General features: G+C 65.5%; 19 protein-coding genes. 13 read left to right on the top strand and 6 right to left on the bottom strand.

All coding sequences use genetic code 11. The annotated features are described in order from the left end of the window. Positions 1 to 57 precede the first annotated feature (57 nt). The 4 genes from erpA to ABT375_RS07230 all read left to right on the top strand — a co-directional run bounded on the left by erpA (position 58) and on the right by ABT375_RS07230 (position 2,419). Positions 58 to 384 carry an iron-sulfur cluster insertion protein ErpA gene (gene erpA / locus ABT375_RS07245; protein WP_224547663.1) on the top strand — a complete coding sequence of 109 codons (327 nt, stop codon included), beginning with the start codon at positions 58 to 60 and terminating at the stop codon, positions 382 to 384. A 113-nt stretch (positions 385 to 497) separates the two neighbouring features. Continuing rightward, positions 498 to 1,274 (top strand): exodeoxyribonuclease III, encoded by a 777-nt coding sequence (gene xth, locus ABT375_RS07240; protein ID WP_416464607.1) that lies wholly within the window; start codon positions 498 to 500, stop codon positions 1,272 to 1,274. 64 nt (positions 1,275 to 1,338) lie between these two features. Beyond that, a complete protein-coding gene (locus ABT375_RS07235; protein ID WP_416464606.1) occupies positions 1,339 to 1,869 on the top strand; it encodes a DUF2239 family protein in 531 nt (176 codons plus the stop codon). Between the two features lie 199 nt (positions 1,870 to 2,068). Further along, on the top strand, positions 2,069 to 2,419 hold the full coding sequence (locus tag ABT375_RS07230; RefSeq protein WP_416464605.1) for a hypothetical protein: 351 nt from the start codon (positions 2,069 to 2,071) through the stop codon (positions 2,417 to 2,419). 27 nt (positions 2,420 to 2,446) lie between these two features. Here ABT375_RS07230 and ABT375_RS07225 read toward each other — a convergent pair whose 3' ends face one another. Together ABT375_RS07225 and ABT375_RS07220 are read right to left on the bottom strand one after the other, a co-directional pair. After that, complete coding sequence (locus ABT375_RS07225) at positions 2,447 to 3,415, bottom strand: diacylglycerol/lipid kinase family protein (RefSeq protein WP_224547657.1); 969 nt, start codon at positions 3,413 to 3,415, stop codon at positions 2,447 to 2,449. 9 nt (positions 3,416 to 3,424) lie between these two features. Continuing rightward, a complete protein-coding gene (locus ABT375_RS07220; RefSeq protein WP_416464604.1) occupies positions 3,425 to 3,919 on the bottom strand; it encodes a DUF2141 domain-containing protein in 495 nt (164 codons plus the stop codon). Between the two features lie 130 nt (positions 3,920 to 4,049). Between ABT375_RS07220 and lptF the strand changes: the two genes are divergently transcribed. Both lptF and lptG read left to right on the top strand, forming a co-directional pair. Beyond that, the gene (gene lptF, locus ABT375_RS07215) at positions 4,050 to 5,258 is read left to right on the top strand and encodes an LPS export ABC transporter permease LptF (RefSeq protein ID WP_224547653.1); all 1,209 of its coding nucleotides are present in this window, start codon (positions 4,050 to 4,052) and stop codon (positions 5,256 to 5,258) included. A 3-nt stretch (positions 5,259 to 5,261) separates the two neighbouring features. Further along, entirely contained in the window at positions 5,262 to 6,362 is a 1,101-nt protein-coding gene (lptG, locus tag ABT375_RS07210; RefSeq protein WP_224547651.1) for an LPS export ABC transporter permease LptG, read from the top strand. 181 nt (positions 6,363 to 6,543) lie between these two features. Here lptG and ABT375_RS07205 read toward each other — a convergent pair whose 3' ends face one another. Then, positions 6,544 to 7,611: a fatty acid desaturase family protein gene (locus tag ABT375_RS07205; RefSeq protein ID WP_224547649.1), complete on the bottom strand. Its 1,068-nt coding sequence runs from the start codon at positions 7,609 to 7,611 to the stop codon at positions 6,544 to 6,546. 152 nt (positions 7,612 to 7,763) lie between these two features. Here ABT375_RS07205 and ABT375_RS07200 point away from each other — a divergent pair, with 152 nt between their 5' ends. Beyond that, positions 7,764 to 8,921: an N-acetyltransferase gene (locus ABT375_RS07200; protein WP_416464603.1), complete on the top strand. Its 1,158-nt coding sequence runs from the start codon at positions 7,764 to 7,766 to the stop codon at positions 8,919 to 8,921. Positions 8,922 to 9,005: 84 nt separating this feature from the next. After that, complete coding sequence (locus ABT375_RS07195; protein WP_224547645.1) at positions 9,006 to 9,188, top strand: CsbD family protein; 183 nt, start codon at positions 9,006 to 9,008, stop codon at positions 9,186 to 9,188. Between the two features lie 103 nt (positions 9,189 to 9,291). Here ABT375_RS07195 and ABT375_RS07190 read toward each other — a convergent pair whose 3' ends face one another. Further along, a complete protein-coding gene (locus tag ABT375_RS07190; protein ID WP_416464602.1) occupies positions 9,292 to 10,659 on the bottom strand; it encodes an alanine/glycine:cation symporter family protein in 1,368 nt (455 codons plus the stop codon). 100 nt (positions 10,660 to 10,759) lie between these two features. Here ABT375_RS07190 and glmM point away from each other — a divergent pair, with 100 nt between their 5' ends. The 4 genes from glmM to ABT375_RS07170 are packed head-to-tail and all read left to right on the top strand — an operon-like array spanning position 10,760 to position 13,800. Next, positions 10,760 to 12,100 carry a phosphoglucosamine mutase gene (gene glmM / locus ABT375_RS07185; RefSeq protein ID WP_224547641.1) on the top strand — a complete coding sequence of 447 codons (1,341 nt, stop codon included), beginning with the start codon at positions 10,760 to 10,762 and terminating at the stop codon, positions 12,098 to 12,100. Continuing rightward, positions 12,100 to 12,324: a DUF1272 domain-containing protein gene (locus ABT375_RS07180; protein ID WP_224547639.1), complete on the top strand. Its 225-nt coding sequence runs from the start codon at positions 12,100 to 12,102 to the stop codon at positions 12,322 to 12,324. The genes glmM and ABT375_RS07180 overlap by 1 nt, the downstream gene beginning before the upstream one ends. Further along, on the top strand, positions 12,321 to 13,208 hold the full coding sequence (gene thiD, locus ABT375_RS07175) for a bifunctional hydroxymethylpyrimidine kinase/phosphomethylpyrimidine kinase (RefSeq protein WP_416464601.1): 888 nt from the start codon (positions 12,321 to 12,323) through the stop codon (positions 13,206 to 13,208). Before ABT375_RS07180 ends, thiD begins: the two co-directional genes overlap by 4 nt. Next, complete coding sequence (locus ABT375_RS07170; RefSeq protein WP_066600849.1) at positions 13,201 to 13,800, top strand: ribonuclease HII; 600 nt, start codon at positions 13,201 to 13,203, stop codon at positions 13,798 to 13,800. The genes thiD and ABT375_RS07170 overlap by 8 nt, the downstream gene beginning before the upstream one ends. Here the strand turns inward: ABT375_RS07170 and ABT375_RS07165 are convergent. Further along, positions 13,797 to 15,212, bottom strand: a complete 1,416-nt coding sequence (locus ABT375_RS07165; protein ID WP_129925352.1) for an APC family permease — start codon at positions 15,210 to 15,212, stop codon at positions 13,797 to 13,799. The two genes, ABT375_RS07170 and ABT375_RS07165, sit on opposite strands and share 4 nt — an antisense overlap. Continuing rightward, a complete protein-coding gene (speB, locus tag ABT375_RS07160; RefSeq protein ID WP_416464600.1) occupies positions 15,209 to 16,252 on the bottom strand; it encodes an agmatinase in 1,044 nt (347 codons plus the stop codon). The genes ABT375_RS07165 and speB overlap by 4 nt, the downstream gene beginning before the upstream one ends. 107 nt (positions 16,253 to 16,359) lie before the next feature. Between speB and ABT375_RS07155 the strand changes: the two genes are divergently transcribed. Next, on the top strand, positions 16,360 to 17,415 hold the full coding sequence (locus ABT375_RS07155) for an Ldh family oxidoreductase (RefSeq protein WP_416464599.1): 1,056 nt from the start codon (positions 16,360 to 16,362) through the stop codon (positions 17,413 to 17,415). Positions 17,416 to 17,427 lie beyond the last annotated feature (12 nt).

Below are 17,427 nucleotides of genomic sequence, written 5' to 3'. Positions count from 1 at the left end.
CAAAGGCCCGGCACCCTATGGCTTGTCGGGCCTTTTGCTTGACCCTATCTAGGCAGCATGGCCGACATTGATCTCACTCCTTCCGCTGCCGCGCGTGTCGCTGCGATCGCCGCCAAGCAGGGCAAGCCTGCGATCCTGCGGCTGGCCGTGGAGGGTGGCGGCTGTTCCGGCTTCCAATATCGCTTCGGCTTGGCCGATGGCGTGGAAGCGGACGATCTGTCGGTCGAGCGCGATGGCGTGACCCTGGTGGTCGATGATGTCAGTCTGGATCTGGTGCGCGGTTCGGCGGTCGATTTCGTGTCCGACCTCGGCGGCGCCGCCTTCAAGGTGACCAATCCCAACGCGACCGCCGGCTGCGGTTGCGGGACCAGCTTCTCGGTCTGAATCCTTCCGTTTGAAAATCCGCGTGCTCCTGCGTAGGCAGGAGCCCAGACCGAACCTTGGAACTGGGCTCCTGCCTGCGCAGGAGCACGCATAGATTGAACGGATTGCCAGCCATGCGCATCGCCACCTTCAACATCAATGGCATCAAGGCGCGGCTGCCGCGCCTGCTGGAATGGCTGGACGAAACCCAGCCCGACATCGCCTGCCTCCAGGAAATCAAGACCAGCGACGAAACCTTCCCGGTCAAGGATATCGAGGCGGCTGGCTATGGCGTGATCTGGCACGGGCAAAAGGGGTTCAACGGCGTCGCCATCCTCGCGCGTGGCGAAACCCCTGTGGAGGTGCGCCGCGGCCTCGCGGGCGAGCCGGAGGATGAGCATAGCCGCTATCTGGAAGCCGATGTGAAGGGCGTGCGCGTCGCATCCATCTACCTGCCTAACGGCAATCCGCAGCCCGGCCCCAAATTCGATTACAAGCTGCGCTGGATGAAGCGCCTGCGCGACCGGGCTGCTGAAATCTGGGCCGAGGAAATTCCGGCGATCCTAGCGGGCGACTATAATGTCATCCCGCGCGACGTGGACACTTTTTCGGTCAAGGCGATGCAGGACGATGCGTTGATGCAACCCGAAAGCCGCGAGGCCTATCGCCGCCTGCTGGGTGACGGCTGGACCGACGCGATCCTCAGCCGCCATCCCGCCGGCGGCGTGTGGACCTTCTGGGACTATCAGGCGAACAGCTGGCCGCGCGACGCCGGTTTCCGCATCGACCATTTGCTGCTCAGCCCAGCCGCCGCCGACCGCCTGGTCGATGCGCAGATCGACAAGGCATTTCGCGGCCGGGAAAAGGCCAGCGACCATGCGCCGACCTGGGTGGAACTCCGCGCCGAATAATTACCCGGATAATATTGACGTAATTAAATCCGGGTAATAATAGCCATGCCGAAGGAGATTCGGCATGGAACGGACTTTGACGGCGTTCGCAGGCGAACTGTGGATCGCCACCGGCGACGAAGGCGAAATACGCGCGGCGCTAAGCGCCATGGGAGACGCCGCGCAGGCCGTGCTGTTGTTCGACGACGCCACCGGTCGTCAGGTCGATATCGACCTGCGCGGTCCCGCGGTCGACGCGCCACGGGGCAGGGGCCGCCCGAAGCTGGGCGTACAATCCCGCGAAATCACCTTGCTCCCCCGCCATTGGGACTGGCTCGCGACCCAGCCCGGCGGCGCCTCCGCAACGGTGCGCCGACTGGTCGAAGCGGCGCGCAAGGCCGATACCGAACAGCCCAGCCCCCGCGCGGCGATGGACGCCGCCTATCATTTCATGACCGCGATGGCGGGCGACCGGCCCGGCTATGAAGCCGCGATCCGGGCGCTGTTCGCGAAGGACGCACAACTGTTCAACTCGTTGTCGCAGGACTGGCCGTCAGGCATCCGCGACCACGCCCGCGCGCTGGCAGGACCGGCCTTTGCGCAGCAGGTCTGCTAACGACCATTTGCTGACCGTCCGTTTCCGGCTCATACCTCGGCATATGGGACTTCGACACGGTATTATCGCTGCAGGTATGTTGGCGCTTTCAGGGTGCTCGTACATCTACGATTTGCGCGCCGTAGTCATCGATGGCCAAATCGCTTTCATCGTTGACCCCAAATCACGGCAGTAAGCCAACTGCATCCGCAGCATACATGTGAAGACCGCGAACGGGGAAACTGCACAAGCGAAACCGGGACCAAATGATGACGAGGCTCTCGTCAAAAATGGTGTATTCTGGTGGAAAGACCATGCCGTAGATCAATGCCTTAACAAATTCCCTATCCGATATGGTCAGCCGCTTGTGGGGCAGCCTTTTGTTTATTCTAGTGGTGACACGAAAGGGGTCGAGGCGAAGCCGTTGGTTATCGGCGTCATCTACGAGGTGGATACCGGAGGATCGGGATCGGGCTATGGTGGGGGGAAGTTCCGTATTCGATCTGATCGAACCGTAGAGAACTTACCCTTCGACGGCGCATCTTCTGCCAACACTATGAATGGCAGCTAACCACCCAAAGCAGTCGCAACTCAGCCCTTAAGCCGCCAGCCGCAAAAACGGCACCGGCTGGGTCGATCGCAGCACGATCGGCTTGCCTTCCGACGCTTCGAACAATTCGCCGTCCAGGATCACGCTGCTGCGATCGCCCTCGATACGGATCGTGTCGCCCTGTTCCAGATGGATGCCCTGCATCTTGTGCTTGCCCACCCGCTTGAACAGGCTGGCCCATACCAGCCGCAGCAAAGACGGCAGATTCTGGTCCACCGCCATCAGCTTCATATTGCCGCGCCGGCTGTCGCCCGGATCGACGCCCAGCAGCAGCCGTTCCAGCGTGGTCACGATCAGCACGGCGAAGCGCCCGACCAGCTGGCCATCCCGGATCAGCGATATGCTGACCGGCCGGCTCGACGGTGGCAGGAACTTGGCGCGGATGCCGAACAGCAGCGAAAACACCACCGCAACGGCGGTGATGACATGGCTCAGGCCATTGGACAGGCCCAGCGGATAAATCTGGTTGCGGCAATAGAGCATGTAATCGGCCAGCCCTGCGCCGCCCAGAAACATGCCCAGCACCGGGCGGCTGCCGACCGCGCCGTCGGACAGGGCGATCAGTTCGCGCGCGACGACATGGTCGTCCACGCCCGCCTTGGCGATCTGCACGATCCGCTCCAGCGCCTTGATCGGGTCGCCATGAATGCCAAGGTCCAGCGCGATCAGGTTGGTCTTGCCATTGGGCAGCACCGCGATCGGCGGCACCCGGCCCTTGAAATGCTCGCCCTGGTAAAGCTCGGTCAGCGAGGCCTGCACCGTGCCGTCGCCGCCATTGATGACGATGACGACCGGATCGACGCGGGCGATCGTCTGGAACGCCCGGCCGATCTGGTCGACCTGTTCCACTTCATAATGGAAGATGTCGGGGTTGCTGGCGCAATAGCTGCGCACCAGCGGAAGGGTCTGCCGGTTGCCCGTGGACTTCGGATTGGACAGGAGCGCGACGCAGACCATGGCTTTGGATCACATATATTTGAGGTTGATCGTGATTTTCGTCACGCCTGGCCCGGCATGAAAGGCCGCCTTCTCCACACCCGGCTTGCCCAGGTTGAAGATGCTGATCGCCGGATTGTTGGAAAATCCGCCGCCGTCCCGCGAAATATCGGTCTTGCCATTGCCGTCGCGATCGTGCCGCACGGCGATGCCATATTCGCCTGCCCTGGGCACCGGCACGCAGAATCGCATCGTGCCATTGGACGGCCTGACCGCCGTGTCGATGCGATTGATCCATTCGCCCTTGGCCAACCACGCCGCCTTGGTGGCGGGATAGGACTGGACGCGCACCTTGCCGGTGGCGGCGGCGAAACCGCGGACGTCGACCAGCACGGCCGGTCCCTTGGCGCTGCTCTCGCACCGCCCCAGATCGTTAGCGATTTCCTCGCCATGGGCCAGGGCCGGTATCGCCGCGACCAGCGCTGCGACCGACATCAGACCCATTGCAACTTTTACCATGACCATCAGACTCCTGGAAGCTATAGCCGCCGATATGCATCGGACGGCGAGCCCCTGTTCGCCCCGCATTTTTACCTGACTCGCATATGGGCGGGGTTTGCGGCCAAAACATGGTGATGGGACGACGACTTAGAGAATGCTGACCGCCACCGACCGTTATCTCGCCCGCCTGATCGCGGTGCCCATGCTCGGCACGCTCGTGATCGCCGCGATGCTGCTTGTCCTCGACAAGATGCTCAGCCTGTTCGATTTCGTCGCAGCGGAAGGGGGGCCGGTGAGTGTCGTGTGGCGGATGCTCGCCAATATGCTGCCCGAATATCTGTCGCTCGGCATCCCGATCGGGCTGATGCTCGGCATCCTGCTCGCCTTCCGCAAGCTCGCCCTGTCGTCGGAACTGGACGTGATGCGCGCGGTCGGCCTGTCCTACGGCCGGCTGCTGCGCGTGCCCTATATGTATGCGATCGCGCTGGCTCTGCTCAATTTCGGCATCGTCGGTTTCGTCCAGCCCTTGTCGCGCCACGCCTATGAAGCGCTGCGATTCGAATTGCGCTCCGGCGCGCTCGGCGCCTCGATCAAGGTGGGCGAATTCACCAATCTGGGCAAACGCATGACCCTGCGGATCGAACGCAGCCTGGACGAAGGCCGCAACCTGCAGGGTATCTTCGTGCGCGCGGTCAGCCGCGACGGCCAGTCTGTCGCGGTCACGGCGGCGCAGGGCACCTTCCTCGCCACCGATGATCCCGACGTCATCATCTTCCGCCTGCGCAACGGCGTGCTGGTGAACGACGCGCCCAAATATAAGACGCCGCGCATCCTCTCCTTCTCCAGCCACGACCTGCCGATCGACCTGCCGCAGATCGAGAATTTTCGTGGCCGCGACGTCGATCGGGAAAAGACGATTCCCGAACTGATGGTGATCGGCCGCAGCCCGGCCACGCCCGACAAGCTGAAGGCCGAAGTGCGCGCCAATTTCCATTTCCGCATGGTCGAGGTGGTGTTCATGTTCCTGCTGCCGCTCGCGGCGCTGGCCTTCGCCATTCCGCCCAAGCGATCGACCTCCGCGCTGGGCGTCTTCCTTTCGATCGTGTTCATCGTGACCTATCACAAGGTGAACCAATATGGCGAAAGCATCGGCGCGCTGGGCAAGGTGGACCCGATCATCGCGTTGTGGGGGCCGTTCATATTGGCGTCCGGGTTGGTGCTGTGGATGTATCATGTGATCGCCAATCGACCCGGCGGGCAGCCGATCGGCGCCCTCGAAGTTGCCTTCTCCAAGCTCGGCAAGCAGATCCTCCGGCTGCTGCGCTTCGGCCGACGCCGACCCGCCGCGGAAGGAGCGGCCTGACCCATGCAGTTCAATTTCTTCCCGTCGCGCCAGATCAGCTGGTATATGGCGCGCCTGTTCCTGACCCGGACCTTCGCCGTGCTGGCGCTGCTGGTCGTCGTTCTCCAGACGCTCGACCTGCTCGGCAATTCGGGCGACGTGCTGGCCTATCCCGGCAATGGCGACCCGGAATTGTGGCATTATGTGGGACTGCGCGCGCCGCAGATCGTCGCGCGGTTCCTGCCCTTTTCGGTTCTGCTCGGCACGCTGGTCATGCTGGCGACGCTCAACCAGAATAGCGAGATCATCTCGATGAAGGCGGCGGGCCTGTCCGCGCACCAGATATTGGCGCCGCTGATCGTGACGGCGCTGGGCGTGTCCGCCATCAGCTTCGTCTTCAACGAACGGATCGTCGCTCGCTCGACCGCGGCGCTCAGCGCCTGGCAGGCGGTGGATTACGGTCCGATCCCGCGCGATAGCGGGGTCAAGAGCAATCCCTGGGTGCGCGACGGCAACAATCTGGTCAACGCGGCGATCGTGGCAGGGCGCGGGACCGAGGTGCAGTTGCGCAAGGTCCAGATCTACAATCGCATCAACAACAGCCTGACGACCATCGTCCAGGCGCCCAAGGGCCATTATGACGCCGCCAGCAAGAGCTGGCTGCTGGAAGGCGCGCGCCAGTTCGACGTGGCGCGCGGTACTGTCCGCAATGTCGGCACCGTCCGTTTCGGCCGCGACATCCGCCCGGACCAGTTCACTCTGGCGAAGGTCGATCCCGACGCGCTGACCTTCCGCGAGCTGGAAGCGGCGATATCGGACTTGCATGACGCCGGCCGGCCGACCGCGGAGCTGGAGGGCAGCCTGTGGCACAAGCTGTCGGGGCCGCTGTCTGCGCTGCTGATGCCGATCCTGGGGTCGGTCGCCGCCTTCGGTCTCGCCCGGTCGGGCCAGTTGTTCATGCGCGCGGTGCTGGGGATGGCGCTGGGCTTCGCCTATTTCGTCGCCGACAATTTCTCGCTCGCGATGGGGAGCCTGGGCGCCTATCCGCCGGTGCTGGCCGCCTGGGCGCCCTTCTTCCTGTTCCTGCTGGTCGGCGAAACCGTGTTGTTCAGGACCGAAGAGTGATGGCCGCGAGGCGGGAACCGGCGGCCAGATAAAAAGGCCCCGGCGACCAAGGGGTGTCGCGCGGGGCCTCCAGAGGGGGCGTTCCGATCCTCATAGGGGGAGGGGAAAGAGACCGGAACGACCCCGATATAGGCCGCGCCAAATCAGGTTTCAACAGGCAACGGAAATTAATCGATCCACCTCAGCGCGCCACCATCGTGCTGCGCGCGATCTTGCCGACCAGCGGCAGCATCCCCGGATAATTGCCGCGATGATAGGGCGATTCCCCGTCCAGCGTGGCGATCAGCCGGGCATGGGCCTTGCCCAGCGCATGATAGGGGACGCTGGGCAACAGATGGTGCAGCGCATGATAGCGCAGGCCCACCGGTGCCCAGAGCGCGGGCAGCGTGCCGGGCGGGGGCACGTTGACCGAATCGAGATATTGCGCCGTCACCGTCATCGGCTCGCCCTCATTCTCCCACAGATGCGCGACCAGCGTGCGCAACTGGTTGATGACGGTCATGGCCGAATGGATCGCCATATAGACGAGCAACGGCTTCCAGCCGAAGGCGAAGACGCTGCCGACCAGCGCCAGCGCGAACAGGGATGCGCCCGCTTCCTGCCACATCCACATGCGGGCGAAATCGCCTTCGGGCGCACGGCGACGATAGGATGGATTGATCGACAGGGCCGACAGTTCCGCCACCACCTTGGCGCGCAGCGGCGGGATCAGCAGCGACAGCGGCGTCAGCACGCCGAAGCGCAGGATCAGGCCCACCGGCGCCAGCGAGGCGACGAGGATGAACAGCGGCAGCGACCAGGGCTTCATGAGCGCCAGCGGCAGATATTCCGGGTCTTCGGCAGTGCCATAGCGGGTGCGGGCATGATGCTGGGTATGAACCCCTTCATACATGAAGGAGGGGATCATCAGCGGAATGCCGACGATCAGGTTCCAGCCCAGGCGAAAGCCGGGCAGCGCGCCTTTGCGGATGTGGGTCAGCTCATGGATGAAGCTGGCCGCGCGGTAGAGCGCCAGCATGGCAACGAACGCGCAGGCGATCGCCACGGCCACATTCTCCGCCAGAATCGCGCCGGCCAGCGCGCCCCAGCCCAGCAGCGCGGACGCCAGCAGGTCGGGCCAGTAGATGCGTGGATTGGCGACCGCATAGTCGCGCGTCAGTTCGGCCGCGGCACGCAGCATCGCGCTGTCGTCGGGGATCGCGGCGCGCGCGCGCTGGGCGGCGGCCAATATGGGATCATGCACAGTCATGCGGGCGGTCCTAGCCTCCAAATGCGCTGAGATCATGGCAGCACCATGACATATTCACCATGTTGTCGCCCCGCCCGGCGCACCTGATTGACATTCCGGCAACAAGGGGCGAACTGCACATCCATCCCGTAATTTCCTCGAAGGCGGCATAAGTGGCGCAATCTGATCTGGTCATCACCCCCGTTTCCGGCAAGGCCGATTTGAAGGCCTTTATCGACCTGCCCTGGCGCCTCTATGCCAACGATCCCGCCTGGGTGCCGCCGTTGAAGGCGGAGGTGAAGGAACTGCTGACGCCGGGTAAGAACCCCTTTTTCGGCCATGCCGAGGCGCAATATTTCCTCGCCCGCCGCGGCGGGACGGTGGTTGGCCGCATTTCCGCCCATATCGATCATCTCGCGCTGGAACAGCCCGTCGAACAGGGGATGGGGCCGGGCACCGGCAATTTCGGCCTGTTCGAAGCGGAGGACGCGGAGACCGGCAAGGCATTGATCGCGACGGCGGAGGATTGGCTGCGCGCAAAGGGCATGACCCGCGTGCTGGGGCCGATATCGCTGTCGATCTGGGAAGAGCCGGGCCTGTTGATCGCGGGGCACGACCATCCGCCTACGGTGATGATGGGGCATAACAGCCCGGCCTATCAGGCGATGATCGAGGGAGCGGGCTACGTCCCGGTCAAGCAGCTCAAAACCTATGAACTGGACATCACGCGCGATTTTCCGCCGCTGATCCAGCGCATCATCAAGTCGGGCGAGAATAACGACCGCATCCGCATCCGCCGGGTCGACAAGTCGAAATTCGATGCCGAGGCCGCGACCATCCTGGCGATCCTGAACGACGCCTGGGGCAATAATTGGGGCTTCGTGCCGATCACCGACGCGGAAATCGCGCATACCGGCAAGAAATTGAAGCCGATCGTGTTCGAAGACCTTATCATGGTCGCCGAACTGGACGGCGAGCCGGTCGCGTTCATGATGACGCTGCCGGACCTCAACGAAGCGACCAAGTCGCTCAATGGCGCGCTTTTCCCCTTCGGCTGGATCAAGCTGCTGCGCTGGCTGCGCAAGCCTCAGGCGCGCACCATGCGGGTGCCGCTGATGGGCGTGGTGCAGCGCCTGCAAAGCTCGCGCATGGCGGGCCAGCTCGCCTTCATGATGATCGAAACCATCCGTCGTCAGGCGATCGCCGATTATGGATCGACGCGGGGCGAGATCGGCTGGGTGCTGGACGACAATCAGGGCATGAACGGCATCGCCGAGGCGATCAACAGCACCGTTAACAAAATCTATCAGATTTACGAAAAGCCCCTGTAAAAGCTTCGTTTCGCCTGCGTATCGTCGGCAACCCTTTGTGCGGTGCATCGTTGAAACTTGCAACCACCCTGAAGGAGTAATGACATGGGCGAAGCAACCGACAAGCTGAAGGCCGCAGGCAACAAGGCGGCTGGTGCCGTCAAGGAAGGCATCGGCAAGGCGACCGACAATGAACGGCTGGAAGCCGAAGGCAAGGCGCAGAAGGCCAAGGGCACCGTCCAGGACGTGTCCGGTTCGGTCAAGGGCGCGCTCGGCGACAAGATCTGATCCGATCCTTGACCGTTGAAAAAAGGCCTCGCTCCGGAAGGAGCGGGGCCTTTTGCCGTTCAGAAGATGCGCGGCTGAAACCAGGGCTGAATGTTGATGGTCCTTAGGCCTCTTTCGCCAGATAGGCCCGGACGTCCCGCCGCAATTCCCCGGCGCACAGATACAGCGCAATGACGTTGGGGATGGCCATCAGGAAAAAGCTGCTGTCGACGATGCCGACCACGCGGCCCAGGTTGATCGCGGCGGCGGGGGGCAGGGCGACGACATAGAGGATCTTGTACGTCCATTGCGCCCGCGGCCCGTTGCCGAACAGATAGCCCCACGCCTGCAAGCCATAAAAGCCCCAGGCGACCAATGTCGAATAGGCGAACAGAAAGACGACGACCGCCAGCAGCCAGGGGAACCAGGGCGACACCTGGGCGAAGGCGGCCGATGTGATCGCGATCCCTTCCAGCCCCGTATTCCACGTTCCCGCGACCACCAGCGCCAGGCCGCCCAGCGCACACACGATCATCGTACCGAGCAGCGGTTCCAGCAGCGCGACCAGCCCTTCCGATACCGGATGCTGGGTCCGCGCCAGGCTGTGCGCCATGACGGCGGACCCCACGCCCGCCTCGCTGGCGAAGACAGCGCGCCGCATCCCGGCGACGAAAGCGCCGACCGCGCCGCCGGTCGCGGCCTGTCCGCTCCATGCGCCATTCCAGATCAGCGCCAGCGCGGCGGGTATCTCGCCAAGATGCAGGATCAGGATAGCCACTACGCCCAGCAGATAGACGCTGACCTTGAGCGGGGTCAGCCGCTTGGCCACCTCGCCCAGCCAGGCCGCGCCGCCCAGCGTCACCAGTGCCACCGCGCCGGCCAGGAACACGCCATAGGCCCAGCCGTTGGTCAGGCCGGTGACGACCTTCACCTGCGCGAAGCTCTGGTTGACCTGCACCATCGGGATCGCTCCGAACAGCGCGAAAAAGGCGTAGGCGCCGCCCAGCGCCAGCCCGACCTTGGGCCAGCCGCGCGCCGCGCCCACGGCTTTGAGCACATACATCGGCCCGCCATGGACATGGCCCTGCGCGTCGAACACGCGATATTTGAGGCCCAGCGTGACCTCCGCCATTTTCACCGTCATCGCGAACCAGCCGATGATGAACATCCACAAGATCGCGCCCGGCCCGCCCATGGTCAGCGCCACCGCGACGCCGGCGATATTGCCGAGGCCGATCGTACCCGACAGCGCGGTGGAGAGCGCTGCCCACTGGCTGACATCGCCCTTCGCCTCGCCTTCCTGCGGCTGCGTGCGCAGGATATGGATCGCGCGCCCGACCTGCCGGATGTTGGGAAAGCCCAGCCAGAGCGTGAAGAACAGCATCGGCAGCGCCAGATAGAGCACGATCAGTTCGATCTGCACGCCAAAGAGCGGCACCTTGAAAAAGACGGCGGCGGAGAGGCCGTCGATGAAGGCGTTGAAATTTTCCATCGCCCCCGGATGCCGCCGGATCGCGGGAAAGTCGATTAAAGATTGCTCATGCGATCGCGGCGGGTTGATCGGGCGGCCCCGATGGGTGCAAGGAAGGGGCATGAGCAGGCAATATTTCGGCACCGACGGCATCCGCGGCCGCACCAACCAATGGCCGATGACGGCGGAACTGGCGATGAAGGTCGGCATGGCCGCCGGCACCCATTTCCTGCGCGGCAGCCATCGCCATCGCGTGGTGATCGGCAAAGATACCCGCCTGTCGGGCTATATGGTCGAAAATGCGCTGGTCGCGGGCTTCACCGCCGTGGGGATGGACGTGGTCCAGTTCGGGCCGATCCCGACGCCTGCGGTCGCGCTGCTCGCCCATTCGATGCGCGCGGACCTGGGCGTCATGATCTCGGCCAGCCACAATCCCTATTTCGACAATGGGATCAAATTGTTCGGGCCGGACGGCTATAAGCTGTCGGACGAGGATGAGTTGAAGATCGAGGCGCTGATCGGGCAGGATATCCCGCTCGCCGCATCCAAGGATATCGGCCGCGCCCGCCGCGTCGAGGATGCGCGCGGCCGCTATATCCATGCGGTCAAGTCCAGCTTTCCCGCCGACCTGCGCCTCGACGGGCTCAAGATCGTGGTCGATTGCGCCAATGGCGCCGCCTATCAGGTCGCGCCGTCGGCCCTGTGGGAACTGGGCGCGACGGTCGTGGCGATCGGGGTGACGCCCAATGGCACCAACATCAACGACGGCTGCGGATCGACCGCGCCTTTGCTGTTGCAGGAAACCGTGGTGTCGTCCGGCGCCGACGTCGGTATCGCGCTGGACGGCGATGCCGATCGGCTGATCGTCGTGGACGAACAGGGCCAGATCGTCGACGGCGACCAGATCATGGCGCTGATCGCCGCCAATTTCATGGCCGAGGGCACATTGCGCGGCGGTGGGCTGGTCGCCACGGTCATGTCGAATCTTGGCCTCGAACGCTTCCTGGCGGCCAGGGGCATCGCGCTGGAGCGCACCAAGGTCGGCGACCGCTATGTGCTGGAACGGATGCGCGAGGGCGGCTTCAATCTGGGCGGCGAACAGTCCGGTCACATGATCCTGTCCGATTACGCCACCACCGGCGACGGCACGGTTGCGGCGTTGCAGGTGCTGGCGGCCTTGGTGCGTTCGGGCAAGCCCGCCAGCGAGACGCTGCACCAGTTCGATCCCGTCCCGCAACTGCTCAAGAATGTCCGCTTCTCCGGTGGCAAGCCGCTGGAGCATGACGAGGTCAAGCGCGTGATCGCGCAGGCGGAAGCGGAACTGGACGGCACCGGCCGCCTCGTCATCCGCCCGTCCGGCACCGAACCGGTGATCCGCGTGATGGCGGAAGGCGACAAGGCGGATCAGGTCAAGGATGTGGTGGAGCGCATCTGCGCGGCGGTCGAGAAGGCGGCGGCGTGATGCTTGAGATGCGCCCCGATTGCGAACGCTGCGGCACGGACCTGCCCGCCGACGAACCCGGTGCGTTCATCTGTTCGTTCGAATGCACTTTTTGCGCGCCCTGTGCCGAGGCGCTGGACGATCGCTGCCCCAATTGTGGCGGCGAACTGATGGACCGGCCCAGCCGCGTGGGCAAGGCGCTGGCGAACAATCCCGCCTCGACGGAGCGGCACTTCAAGGGATGAAGCCTGCGCGCATCCTCATCATCGCCGGTTCCGACAGCGGGGGCGGCGCGGGTATCCAGGCGGACATCAAGACCGTGACGATGCTGGGCGGCCATGCCATGACCGCAATCACCGCGCTCACGGCGCAGAACACGCTGGGCGTGCAGGGTGTCCATCCGGTGCCGGCCGCCATGGTGCTGGCGCAGATCGAAAGCTGCATCAGCGACATTGGCGTGGATGCGGTGAAAATCGGCATGATCGGCAGCGCGCAAACGGCGGCGGCCGTGGCGGCGCTACTCGCGCAACTTGATGGCGTTCCGATCGTCTTCGATCCGGTCATGGTCGCGACCAGCGGATCGCTGCTGGCGGACGAGGCGACCGTCGTCGCATTCGATTCGCTGATGCAGGTGGCGAGCGTCATCACCCCCAATGTGCCGGAGTTGGAAGCGCTGACCGGCATGGCGATCGGCGATATCGGCGGGCTGGAGGCGGCCGGACAGGCGCTGCGCGATCGCACCGGCGCGGTCATCTTCGCCAAGGGTGGGCATCTGCCGCAGCAGGCCGACGACGATCGCCCGTTGATCCACGATCTGCTGATCGATGAGGATATGGTCGCGGACTATGCGGTCGCGCGGATCGAAACCCGCAACAGTCATGGCACCGGCTGCACTTTGGCCAGCGCCATCGCGACCGGCTTGGGCGGCGGCCTGTCGCTGGCCGACGCGGCCGACCGGGCGGAAGCCTTCGTCGCGGCGGTTCTGGCCGCGGCGCCGGGGCTGGGGCAGGGCCATGGTCCGATGGGCCATGCGCTGGGTCTGACGCCCTTCTACCATCTGTTGGCGGCGGTCGACCCGACCGGCTGGGACGCAGCGGCCTTGGCCGCGCGCTATTCCGACCATGCCTGATTTTTGCCACGAGATGCGCCATCATCCAGGCCTGGTCGCCGGCGTGGACGAAGCGGGGCGTGGTCCGCTGGCGGGACCGGTGGTCGCCGCCGCCGTCATCCTGCGCGCGGAGGATTGCCCCGACGGCCTCAACGATAGCAAGCAATTGACGGCCAAACGCCGGGCAGCGCTGGAGGTCGAGATCAAGGCGCGCGCACTCTGCTGGGGCGTCGGTGTCGCCAGCGTGGAAGAGATCGACCAGATCAACATTCTCTGGGCGACGATGCTGGCCATGACCCGCGCGGTGGAAGCGCTGGGGCACGATTGTGCGCATGTGCTGGTGGACGGCAATCGCTGCCCGACATGGCGCTGGGCCTCGACCGCGATCGTGGAGGGCGACGCCAAATGTCTGTCGATCGCGGCCGCCTCGATCATCGCCAAGGAAAGCCGCGACCGGATGATGGTGGAGGCCGCCGCGCAGCATCCCCATTATGGCTGGGACACGAACAAGGGCTATGGCAGCGCCCGGCATCTCGCCGCCTTGCGCGAACATGGGCCGACCCCGCTGCACCGCCGCAGCTTCGCGCCGGTCGCGCAATTGATATTGCTTTAAGCCGGCTGCACCGTCGGCGCGCCCATCAGCAGCCGCTGCGCCATCACCATCCCGCCGCCCAGCGCCAGCCAGCCGAGCATCAGCCAGATTTCGACCGGCATCCCGTCGCTGACGCCGAACGGCGTGGCGATGGCGGCGCTCGCCACCACGGCGGCGCCGATGCTGATCGCGACCAGCAGCGGACTGCCCCCTGCCAGCACGAAAGCGGGCGGAGTCGCGCCCTTGTCGCGGCTGCGCAGCCGCATCAGCGCGAGCATCGCGACCGCGGCGATGGCGGTGGTGCACATCGTCCCCATGGAGATGATCGGGCCGATCGCCCCGCGCCCTGCCAGCACGCCAAGGCAGGTCCACAGCCCCACCAGCAGCGCGGCCCGCCGCGGCGCGCCGGTCCGCGCGTCGATATGGGCGAGGCTGGCGGGCAGGAACCCCGCCCGCGCCTGCGCCAGGATGACGCGCGTCGCGGACAGGTGCATCGCGTTCCACGTCTTGAGCAGGGACGCCATGGCGACCAGGATGATCCCCTTGGTGGCCAGCCCTCCCGCCAGCGCATGGTCGAAGGCGGCAGCGACCGGCAGCGCGCCGGACGTCAGGTCGCGCCATGGCGCCAGCGACGCCGACGCCAGGATGATGAGGCTGTAGAACAAAGCCGCGACCGCCACCGCCGCCATCATGGCGCGGGCGACGGTGTGGAAACTGGTGCCGGGCGCGCGTTCCTCCACCGCCGACGCGGCGGTCTGGAACCCCGACAGCCACATGCCCGCAACGCCCAGCATGACGAACATGCCGCCGGCGAAGCTGCGATCCTGCGCCGATTCGAACAGCGGGTGCCAGTTCCCCGTATCGCCCTGCGCGAAGCCCAGCAGCACCAGCACGGCCGACGCGGTGAGGAAGGCGAAGGTCACGATCTTCTGGAAGCCCACCGCGATCGTCGCGCCCGATGCGTTGAGGATGGTCATCACCACCGCGCCCGCCAGTCCGACGATCAGGTCCATCGCCGTGATCGGCCGGCCGAGCAGCGTATAGAGCGGGGCCTGCCCGCTGAGCGACGGCGCGAGATTTTCCAGGAACCAGGACAGGGCCAGCCCCTCGAACGCAGCGATACCGACGAAATAGAGCGTCAGATACCATCCGGTGACGAAGCCGGGCCATGGTCCGAACGCCTTTTCGACGAACACGAACTCCGCCCCTGCGCGCGGCACGCGGGCGACCAGTTCGGCATAGGCGGCCGCGACCGGCACCATCAGCAGGGTCATGCCCAGAAAGGCCAGCACCGCGCCGCCCGGTCCCGCGGGCGCGACCCATTCGCCCATCAGCACCATCCAGGCGGACCCGACGATCGTGCCGAAGGCGAGCGCGAAATAGCCCGGTCCGGTGACGCCGCGCTTCAGCGCTGGCTCCGCCGCAACATTCATCGGCGCAACTGCACCAGGCAGAGCAACTGAAACAGCATCTGGGCAGCGGCCTGCGCCGTCACCGTGGTCGGATCATATTCGGGCGCGACCTCCACGACGTCGCCCCCGATGATGTCGATCCCCGCCAGCCCGCGCAGCAGGTGCAGCGCCTCGCGCGTCGACAACCCGCCGATTTCCGGCGTGCCGGTGCCCGGCGCATAGACCGGGTCCAGCCCGTCGACGTCGAACGTCACATAGGTCGGCCCGTCGCCGACGACCTCCAGCGCTTTCGCGACGACGGCGTCCATGCCCATGGCTGCGCAGTCTTCGGCATGGATGACCGTCATGCCGCTGGCGTAGGAAAACTCCCACAGATATTCCGCGCCGCCCCGGATGCCGATCTGGATCGATCGCTTCGGGTCCAGCACCCCGGCAAGCACGGCCTCGCGGAAGGGTGCGCCATGGTGGAATTTGGAGCTTTCATAAATACCGCCGGTGTCGCAATGGGCATCGAAATGGACCATGCCCATAGGGCCTTTGGCAGCGGCCAGTCCCTTCATGATCGATCCGGTGATGCTATGGTCGCCACCGACCGATAGCGGGATTGCGCGGGTGGCGCCGATCATCGCGTAACATGCTTCGATGTCCGCATGGCAGAGCGCCAGGTCGTAGCGGCTCTGCATCGCGACATCGCCCACGTCCGCAACCGTCAGCGCGTTCATCGGCGCGACGCGCAACTGATGTTCATAGGGACCGATCCGGTCGATCGCCCGCACCGCCCGCGGGCCATAGCGCGCGCCCGGCCGGTTGGTGACGCCCAGGTCCATCGGCACGCCGACCAGCGCGACGTCCAGCCGGTCGAGCGTCTCCGGCGCCAGCCCACCGGCGATATAGGGCGCGTCCAGCAGCGTGGAGGGCTGGGCGAAGGGCCAGCGGCGCTTGTCGCCATTCTTGAACTGCAGCCCGGCAACCTCGCGGAAATGGGGGTCGTGAATGTCTGCCCCGCCACCCCCGGCATAGAGGCGGCGGAGTGCATCAAGGTCGATCGGATCATGGGCCATGACCGTCAGTCTGGACGGCGGCCAAGGGGCGGCAATGGGGTGAAGGACGTATGGCCTGCCGCGTTCCGGCCGTTGCGCTGCGCGGCAAAGCGGGGGAGGGTGGCGCCATGACCCCCATGGATTTCGACGCGCTGGTGGCGCTGCTGGCCCGCATCTTTCTCGCCAATGGCACGTCATCGGGCGTGGCGGATATCCTTGCCCGCAATTGCGCCGGGGCGGAGCGCGACGGGGCGATGAGCCACGGCCTGTTCCGGATGCCGGGTTATGTCGCGACGTTGCGCAGCGGATGGGTCGACGGGCGAGCGCAGCCGGTGGTCGAGGATGGCGGCGCGTCCTTCCTGCGCGTCGATGCCGCCAACGGTTTTGCCCAGCCCGCGCTGGCGGCCGCCACGCCCATGGCCATGGCAAAGGCGCGTGCGACCGGCGCCTGCGTCGTCGCGATCCGGCGATCGCATCATTTCGCGGCGCTCTGGCCCGATGTCGAGCCCTTTGCGGAGGCGGGGCTGGTTGCGATCGCCATGGTGGACAGCATGGCCGTCGTGGTTCCGCCCGGCGCGAAAAAGCCCGTCTATGGCACCAATCCGCTCGCCTTCGCCGCGCCGCGCGCGGGCGGGAAGATCGTCGTGTTCGACCAGGCGGTGAGCCTGCTGGCCCATGGCGACGTACAGATCGCCGCGCGGGAAGGGCACGCCCTGCCCGAAGGCGCGGGCGTCGATGCGGCGGGCCGGCCGACCCGCGATCCCCGCGCGGTGCTGGACGGCGGCGCGCTGCTGCCCTTTGGCGGGCATAAAGGGGCAGCGATCGCGATGATGATCGAGATCATGGCCGCCGCCCTGACCGGCGGGCTCTACGCGCATGAGGTCGACTGGTCGGGGCATCCCGGCGCGCAGACGCCCTGCACCGGGGAGTGTGTGATATTGATCGACCCGGCGCGCGGCGGATCGGCGGCGGGGTTTGCGGCGCGGGTCGAGCAACTGGTCGAAGCGTTGCGGGCGGCGGGGCAGGAGCGGATGCCCGGCGACCGTCGTTTCGCCGCGCGGGAGAAAGCGTTGCGGGAGGGGGTGGCGGTGAGTGCTGAGATGCTGGCGCGGCTGGAGGGACTTGTTGCAAAGGGAACGTCGCCTTCCCCTCTCCCGACGTCGCCTGACGCGCTGCGCGATTAAGGCTGCATATCC

The organism is Sphingomonas sp. VDB2, assembly GCF_047946695.1.
Classification (GTDB): Bacteria; Pseudomonadota; Alphaproteobacteria; order Sphingomonadales; family Sphingomonadaceae; genus Sphingobium; species Sphingobium bisphenolicum.
The sequence above is the reverse complement of the archived record's forward strand: the minus strand, read 5'-3'. Positions and strand labels throughout refer to the sequence as shown.